Annotated in this window: 9 protein-coding genes; 1 reads left to right on the top strand and 8 read right to left on the bottom strand. The window is 55.2% G+C overall.

Annotation, left to right across the window (positions count from 1 at the left end):
* Positions 1-703 precede the first annotated feature (703 nt).
* Positions 704-979: a hypothetical protein gene (locus CFBP4996_RS26565; RefSeq protein ID WP_137396094.1), complete on the bottom strand. Its 276-nt coding sequence runs from the start codon at positions 977-979 to the stop codon at positions 704-706.
* A gap of 147 nt (positions 980-1,126) precedes the next feature.
* Between CFBP4996_RS26565 and CFBP4996_RS26560 the strand changes: the two genes are divergently transcribed.
* Positions 1,127-1,564, top strand: a complete 438-nt coding sequence (locus CFBP4996_RS26560; RefSeq protein ID WP_137396093.1) for a hypothetical protein — start codon at positions 1,127-1,129, stop codon at positions 1,562-1,564.
* A 72-nt stretch (positions 1,565-1,636) separates the two neighbouring features.
* Here CFBP4996_RS26560 and CFBP4996_RS26555 read toward each other — a convergent pair whose 3' ends face one another.
* The 7 genes from CFBP4996_RS26555 to CFBP4996_RS26525 form a co-directional block, all read right to left on the bottom strand.
* Positions 1,637-2,152 (bottom strand): hypothetical protein, encoded by a 516-nt coding sequence (locus tag CFBP4996_RS26555; protein ID WP_137396092.1) that lies wholly within the window; start codon positions 2,150-2,152, stop codon positions 1,637-1,639.
* A gap of 95 nt (positions 2,153-2,247) precedes the next feature.
* Positions 2,248-2,613 (bottom strand): thermonuclease family protein, encoded by a 366-nt coding sequence (locus CFBP4996_RS26550; RefSeq protein ID WP_137396091.1) that lies wholly within the window; start codon positions 2,611-2,613, stop codon positions 2,248-2,250.
* A 252-nt stretch (positions 2,614-2,865) separates the two neighbouring features.
* Positions 2,866-3,030 (bottom strand): hypothetical protein, encoded by a 165-nt coding sequence (locus CFBP4996_RS26545; RefSeq protein ID WP_170988531.1) that lies wholly within the window; start codon positions 3,028-3,030, stop codon positions 2,866-2,868.
* A 20-nt stretch (positions 3,031-3,050) separates the two neighbouring features.
* Positions 3,051-4,754, bottom strand: a complete 1,704-nt coding sequence (locus CFBP4996_RS26540; protein WP_279511367.1) for a relaxase/mobilization nuclease domain-containing protein — start codon at positions 4,752-4,754, stop codon at positions 3,051-3,053.
* A gap of 274 nt (positions 4,755-5,028) precedes the next feature.
* Positions 5,029-5,424, bottom strand: a complete 396-nt coding sequence (locus CFBP4996_RS26535) for a hypothetical protein (RefSeq protein ID WP_137396089.1) — start codon at positions 5,422-5,424, stop codon at positions 5,029-5,031.
* Between the two features lie 4 nt (positions 5,425-5,428).
* Complete coding sequence (locus CFBP4996_RS26530; protein ID WP_279511366.1) at positions 5,429-5,782, bottom strand: hypothetical protein; 354 nt, start codon at positions 5,780-5,782, stop codon at positions 5,429-5,431.
* An 87-nt stretch (positions 5,783-5,869) separates the two neighbouring features.
* Positions 5,870-6,619 carry a ParA family protein gene (locus CFBP4996_RS26525; protein ID WP_137396087.1) on the bottom strand — a complete coding sequence of 250 codons (750 nt, stop codon included), beginning with the start codon at positions 6,617-6,619 and terminating at the stop codon, positions 5,870-5,872.
* Between the last annotated feature and the right edge of the window lie 1,031 nt (positions 6,620-7,650).

The following is a 7,650-nucleotide window of genomic DNA, read 5'->3' as shown; positions in this document are numbered from 1 at the left end:
GCATTCCTTGGGACTCTGATCCTGCAGCATTATTAAGTATGATTTGTGTCGAAAAGCCAGTAGTGGTCGGTTTGGCTTTTAGCGCTGGAGATTAATGCGAAATCTGCAATTATTCTTGCAATATCAATAACTTAAATCCGTATCTTATCTTATCTGATTTCTACTCCAGTAGAATTTTCTTTGTGGAAAGCGTTGCCTGGCCAATCGCCCTAAGATAGAAAGGCGCGGTTCAGGTCAGCGAGAGTGAGCCTATCCCGCCGGCATTCGGCTAGGTGGAGTAGCTTCGGAAAAGGCGTCGATTATGGGTGCCAGCCAGATCATGGCGTTAAACATAGCAGTATTATTCTTCACAGCGGGCCAAGCAGTTGGGTTTACCGGGATGGTTATAGCCATTCATATGGCCCTCAGGGGGCTGGGAAAAGGAAGATTAGATCGAGACGGACGATTGAAACTTTATCGGTTTCTGGCTGTGATTTGTTGCATAGGCGCTGGCGTTTCCCAAGCGATAGAACTGATCTACAGCAGCTCGTATTCAAGCACTGAGGGATACAGAGGAATTTTCGCTCTCGTCAGTCTGGCAACAGGCTTTGTTTGCATACCTTTCGTCTTAGTAGGATTGACGCGGCTCAAGTTGCACGAAGACCGGGAAGGATGACTACATTCCCGGCCATTGCGGAGCGCTGTGGCTAGCTTATTCTAGCCCTTAACGATCGTTGTCCTGGTCAGGAACTCCGACCTTGTAATCATAGTCGCCCATCTCCCAATCGACGGTCGTGGCATAACCCCAGTTCCCGTGCATGTATGCCGGCAGATCGATGGGAAACAATCCGGTACCTTCCATGGTGAAGGTCTTCCACTGAACCTTTCCGGCTTTCGCCAGCTCTTTGTAAAGCTCGCTTCCTACCTTGATGCCAAACTTGTTGGTCGGTCGGCTCGCAATCTGAGCCTCGATCTCGGCGATGATTTCATTGATCGGCATTCAATCCTCCTGGCGCACAAAAAAAATGCAAGGAGATATCTTGACGAAATCTCCTTGCAGGTGCATCTAGGTGAAGTCATCCAGAATGACAATCACCAAAGCGAGCGCGGGATTGCACTCCCGGCCGCCAGCAAGAGGACTTATCACATGCGACGTACTTCCGCACTAATCAGAAAAGCCCACCGAAGCGCGAAAAGCATCAAAGGCGGCGATGAGCTTTTGAAAGTGCTGACCAGTGGACCCTACATGACCGCATTGGAGCAGGGGGTGGCTGAGGAAGTCCCTCCGGTCTCGAAGATCAGCCACATGCTCAAGGAGCGTTTCCCCGGTGATGAGCCGGACCTGAAGGCGACGACTGTTCGGCAGTTCATCGGTGCGACCGTGCGCGCCATCCTCTCTGATCTCGGCTACGTGGTCGACGAAAGTGGCATTCGCATTCCGAATGATCCTGTTTTCAGAACAGGATCCACTTATCGCAAGACCAGCGAGGAAGAGGAGGATGATGACATCCTGAAGCGTATCGTCGACGTGCTCAATCCGGACGAGCTGCGCCGCCTTGAGGGTCTGGTGAAAGCGGCTCTCTGATCTCGACTTCCTGTCGGCGGATTTACTGTCCGCCGACGGTGACAATAGAAACTTACTCGAGCGATCGGGGGATCAGCGACCCCGAAAAACGTCAGCTACGTCGCCGGCTGCGTTTGTGAGGGGCGTCACAATCTTCAGCCCCTGGAGCATCCTGGCCGCGTCATCGCGCTCGACGCGTGCGTTTCTATCGAGGACCGTCATTAGGCCATAGATGGCGCTCTGCAGGGCTTCGCCAGTTTGCGAATTAGAGAGATCAACGATCAAGTCGGCGTACTCACCGAAGCGAGCCGCAAAGGCATTGTGCAGCAAATCGTAGCTGGCGCGCGGCATCTTGAAGAGCAGCGACGCGATCGCTTGCTCGATGAACTTTCCGACGAGCTGCTGCATCGCTTTTTCATCTAAGCCGCCGTAATTCTGGATATCGACCGAGATCGCTGACATTGTGAAAAAGCGCACTTCTGCCGGGTTGTACCGATCTACATCCGAATACAGGCCGTCAGCATGAGCGCTGAGCGTTTCAAATATCTCAAGCAGTCGAACAATCCGGTCTGGCCCGGCAGGCTCATTCTTCTTAAATAATCCGAACATGACTAGACGCTGCCCCTACTAACGTGTGCGATACCGACATGAATATCTGCAGGGTGAAGACGTCCCCCTCCCCCTCGTTTCCTTCTCAGGGCAGCCTAACACCAGGGCTCCCTTCTGCCGCTCCAGGTGCGGGCTAAACCTTCGCTTACGAGCATGTCGCCGGCGTCATGTCCGTTGACACGGACCGATGCTAGGGTGCGGCCGTATCGATCGGTATCTTGGCGCTGGATCTCGATCTTGCCGCCCTTCAAAAGGCTGGCGAGGCGCAATTTCGATTGCTGCGCCAAGTCGGATTCGTAGCGGCATTTCCCCTCGATTTCGGGCGCGTCGATGTTGAAGATTCGCACTGACTCGCCGTCGCGGCTCCCGATCCGGAACGTGTCCCCGTCCCATATGCGAACTTCTGCCGGCTCACACTGCAGAGTGCACAGCATGATAGAGACGATGATGTGTGTGTTCATTGAAACCCAAATGATTGTACGGAAGCCTACCGCGGTGCAGGCGGAGCTGGCGGGGGCGGTGGCGATGGGGCGGCCGTGTCTTCCAACGACGGCTCATTCGCAGGAGACAAGTTTGCCTGGCTGTAGATCGCAGAGAGCCCTGCGACCACCAAGGCGGCGGCGAGAATAAAGAGGTTGCGCGGCTTCATCGGTTATCCCTTTCCGTACGAGGCCGCTATAGGCCTCTTGTAGGCAACGAGCCGGGCAGAGCATTTATTCGGGCTCAACACCATCTCCAGGTTTTTTTGTTGCCAAGCTGATAGGCCGCTCGACAGGCATCCCACCGAAATACCGCGACTTGCCAGTGCCTGGACGCGCCACAATCATTGCATTGGGCTGGCCGTTCGAAGGGAACGGATACATCTCTACCTTCGTCATTGCGCTCGTTCCTACCCGGCTTAACGGCTGCGATCGCGGTCCTTTGTCTGCGGCGGGCGCAGTTTGACGGTCTTCGAATTTTCACGGTCGCGTTCTTTTTGCTTGTCGCGGCCGCGCTCCTCTCGATCGTTCTCTCGTGTATCGCGCGCGTTGGAGCTGGCGATGCGGGCGGCGTCAACAGCGCGGTTGTTGGACGTCTTGGTGACGATGCCCTGCTCGGCAACGTGGTCACGACCAGCAGCCGACTTCGTCTCGAGGGCGGTCGATTTGCGATTGTCTTGAACGCCCTGCCCGCGATCCTTTTCCTTGTCCACTCTCGAGTCGAGCTGCAGTCCAACGACCTTACCAATGATCTTGGTCGCCTGCTCGAAGATCACCCGATCAGCTGGATTGGCAATTTTGGAGGCCACACTGATTGCGGTTTTGGCCAAAGTCTCTTTCGCGGCCGCCGCCTGACCTGAGCTAATGGGAGTGGATCGCAGCATATGTTCTTGACCTTTCTCTAAAGTAGGGTCCCTGCCCTCACGAATTGCCATTTCAAGCCGATTATACTCCCGTCGAAGTCCGACGGACAGATCCTGGCTCAACTCACGCGCCGTACTGGGCGCGGACTTGTCCTTCGCTATGCCTTCCAGCATATCAATAACACGGTTTACAGAACTTCTAGTCTGGTCGAATTTTTCTCGCGCTGCTTCCAGCTTCGGGGCCGTGGGTTTGTCATGGACCTTGCTGAGGACCTTATCGATCACATTGCTCGGCGCCGTCGCCCCCATCCGCCGAAACATTTCCCATTCCCATCTTTTGACGGGAGGAGCCCCTGCCCTCTCGACACGTTTCTGACGGTCGATGGCAATGCCGCGCTCTCGAGCCTTGTCCGCGAAGTTAACGCGCCACTCCGTGAAGTCACGGATATTGGGGTTGAGCATTTTCCCACTGGCGTTGCGTAGGGAGACGATCACGTGGAGATGGGGGTGCTTTTCCTTGTCATCACGATTGTGAACCGCATAGGCATAGCGATGACCGGAGAACTGCTCCTTCAGGAAATCGCGGCCGGCCAGGACAAACTGGTCTCGATCGACGTTTGCAGGTCCGGAGAGCAATAGGTGCATGAAGTCCCGGGGCTGACGGGTTTGCATGAGCGCGGCGACCGTCTTGCTCTCGGTCGTGATCTCTTTGTGGTCTTTTGTCGTAACCGTTCGGCGTTTCGTACCCCGTTCATAGATGCCGCTCTTGCCAGGCCGCTCCTTGATGTGGGTTTTGGTCGAGAGGGTAACTTCGGCGCCATCGCGTTGCATGGCATGCAAGGTCGCGGTCAGGCCCTTCGGCCCTGAAGAAAATTCGACAGGATATCGCGATACCGGGTTTATGCCCTCGCTGCGTAACGCCCTGTCCAAGCGCGTGTCGATGGAATGAATGTCGTCGATCTCGGCCGGAATCCGGTTCCGGCCGGTCCGATCGCCGCGATTTTCCTTTTCATGGGCTATGACCAGTGCGAGCTGGAGACGAGTTTGGCCTTTTACGCCCGAGCTGACGCTGAATGCATAAGTTCGATCGGTGTCGCCGGCGTCGCGGAACCCCTCACCTGCTAGAGCGTCCAAGGCGCGTTCGACCTTATCGCGGTCTGCGTGCTCGAGCTCATAGCTGAAGCGGACAATATCCTTACTGCCTTTTCGGTTCGCGAACTCGCGCTCCCATTCCCTTACGGCCGCATTCAGATCGGACACTTCCCGACCATCCTGGTCACGCGCTTTTTCTTCCTTGCTCTGGTAAGCGAGGACATTTCGAGCCGAGCCGGATCCTGCCCCGTACGAGAGCACCTTCACGACTACAGCATTGTTGCCGGTGGCCCTGCTTAATGCGGTTGCCGTGTTCCCGCCGGCGATAGGTGTCCTCGAGACAATAGGTGACGACTTGCCGCCACCGCCGCCGCCTCCCCCACGGCGACGTTGCTCATCCTTGATAAGCTCAAAATATGTCGGGAGTCGGCGGCCTTCCGGCTTAGATCCCGAGCGACTCTTGGATAGGTCGTTCATCGTGCTGCTTGATCAGATCCTCGATATAGGCCGATGGTCTCACAAATGCTGCGTCACGAATAGAGTCCAGCGCTAGCATGACCTCGTCCAGTTTCTTCATGACAGCGTCGGCCGCTTCGGTGCGCCGATCGCCGTCCTCGTTGAGGAATTCCTCGTTACGAAAAGCCATATCCCGCATGAACTGGTGCATGTTGGCCAGTTGCTTGTCGTGCTCGTCGATCATCGCGGGGATGTGCATGATCTCTCTGGTCACGATCAGTTTCGCAACCAGGTTCACGGAAATATTGAGCCGCTTGGCAAGGGCATCGACATTTGTCAGCACGTGCCCCGGCAAGCGGAACATGACAGCGGGATCCCGCATCTACCTAAAGCCCCCTCGCCTCGAGTGCTTCAATGATGAGCCTATGGGTTGATGCGGACATCTGTTCCCGATGCTTCAGGGAAACCTGAAAGATTCGCGTGAGCACGTCGTCGTCGAGATACAGCGATATGCGCTTTTTCTCACGAGCAGGCTTCGCGGCTGCTTTTTCCTTTTCCTTCGCCTTCACCTTGCCAGTGGGGGCGGCCTTTCTGGCGGAGGGCGACGCCGGCGGATCTTCCGTTGCAACATCAGGTTCAGCCGCATTGGAGTCCGGCGGCACTGCTGCCGGATCAGGCGCCCCCTGAGCGGGCATCAGCTTGTCGAGATCGATACTGGTCGGCATGTAGGACGTCGCCACGCCGGCGACCTCCTCGGCCTGTTCAGCCCTAGACTTCGAAATGGCGAGTATGTTTGCCGTAACCGGTGTTCTTTCTTTCACCATCGCTTATGCTGCCTCAGCCTGAAGAAGGTTGATGAACTCGTTGTTTATTTTCTTAACGGAATCAATCGCATCGAGAACACTCTCCGCGGCCCTCTTCTTTGCTGAAGGGGTCAAGGAAGGGTTGTTTTCGATAGTCGCCAGCTTGGAGTAAAGTGAACCATAGCCCGCGCCAACGTCGCTGAAGTGATTGCTCTTCTTGACGACGGTTTCCACGATTGGGATCTTGCCGGTGCTGAGGATCGCATGCACCTCTGGTAGGGACCTGTTGTGCTTGAGTGCGATCATGTCGACATAATTCCAGATGGCCGCATATGGTATCGGGCGCGTTCCACGCCTCTTCGATATTTCCGTAAGGATCGTCGCAACCTTAATTGCCGATGTTGCTGCCGTCGGCTCCGGAATAATCGGAATTAGGACAGCATCGCACTCCTGATAGACTTCAATTGCCCGCTGGTGGACATAACCGCCGACGTCATAGACGCGAATGTCTGCAACGGGCGCCTTTGCCATGGTTTTCAGGAAATCATCGTCCGGTGTAATGCGCACGTGAAGGAGCGTACCGTCAGTGGGTATCATGCCCCTCTCCTTCGATACGTTGTACCAGCGCGTGGACGATTCCTGCTCATCGCAATCGACGAGGAGCGTCCTCAGACCTTGCTGGGCGAACTCGGCTGCCAGATTGACGTTGAGCGTCGACTTTCCTGCGCCACCCTTGAACGTCGAGATTGCGAGTGAAAGTGGCTTTTGGGCCATGGGGTTTCCTTCCGGTCCTAAAGTTGGGGTTTTCCAGGATAGAGACAAATTCTTAAAAAACGCCTATTCACCTAATCGCACAATCGCTGGTTCACTCATTGAGGGATTGCGAGACTGAGTGATGATGCGAATCACTTAGTTGCAACATAACTCAATCACTTTTTCGCGCAATCACCTAGGCGCGCATTCGCTCATTCTCTCATTCCCTTATTCACTGGTTCACGCGTTCGCGTATTCCCTCAATCACTGGTTACCCTAATCGCTTAATCTCTCGTTCGCATATTCGCCCAGTCACGCGCTCGCATATTCCCCTATTCACACATTCACCTATTTACCCATTCTCTCATACACCTATTATCGCAATCACATATTCACCTGTTCTCGCTTTCGCCGACTCACCTAATACCCTATTCACACAGTCGCGCAGTCGCTCAATCACCTATCCGCGCTGTCACTCATCCGCTCATCACGCACGGCAATTTTCACGCTTGATCCGGCGCTTACCGCTCATCATATTGGCTGCGAATCTTGCCTCTCTCCCGAGAGAGGCAAATTTAGGCCTCGTACAAGCTCGAAAGGCTACGGGCGCTCCACACCACGCGGCAGGCCGCCCTTCCTCTTCACGGGCCATTCTCGGCCGAAACAAGGGCAATCGCGAAACCCACCACCTCCCACTGCGAAGCAGGCACCGCCCCTCGGGCGGAAACGGTTGGCGGTATACCGTCAACCTATCCTGCCATTTTTAACCAGACTATTTGTCTGTAGTGCCCCACTTCCCCCTCGCTGTCTTGAAGCATGAAATGCGCAAAGGCAGCATCACGAGAGAAGCGAGTGATCGGGGATGTGGGAACAGCACGGAAGGCATTTAGGCTGGTTAAAAATGCTGATGGTAGCCGCCTCTTCGAGTGCCGCTTGAGATGTTTTTCGTTCAGAAAAATATCTCATAAGGCGCGAGAAGTGAGGCGGCGAACACACCGCAGGAGAGAAAGAACCGGCGTAACGAACCCGAAGAATGAGGGTGAAGTGGAGCA

It is taken from the genome of Agrobacterium leguminum (genome assembly GCF_005144435.2).
GTDB lineage: Bacteria > Pseudomonadota > Alphaproteobacteria > Rhizobiales > Rhizobiaceae > Agrobacterium > Agrobacterium leguminum.
This window is presented reverse-complemented; position numbering and strand designations above follow the sequence as displayed.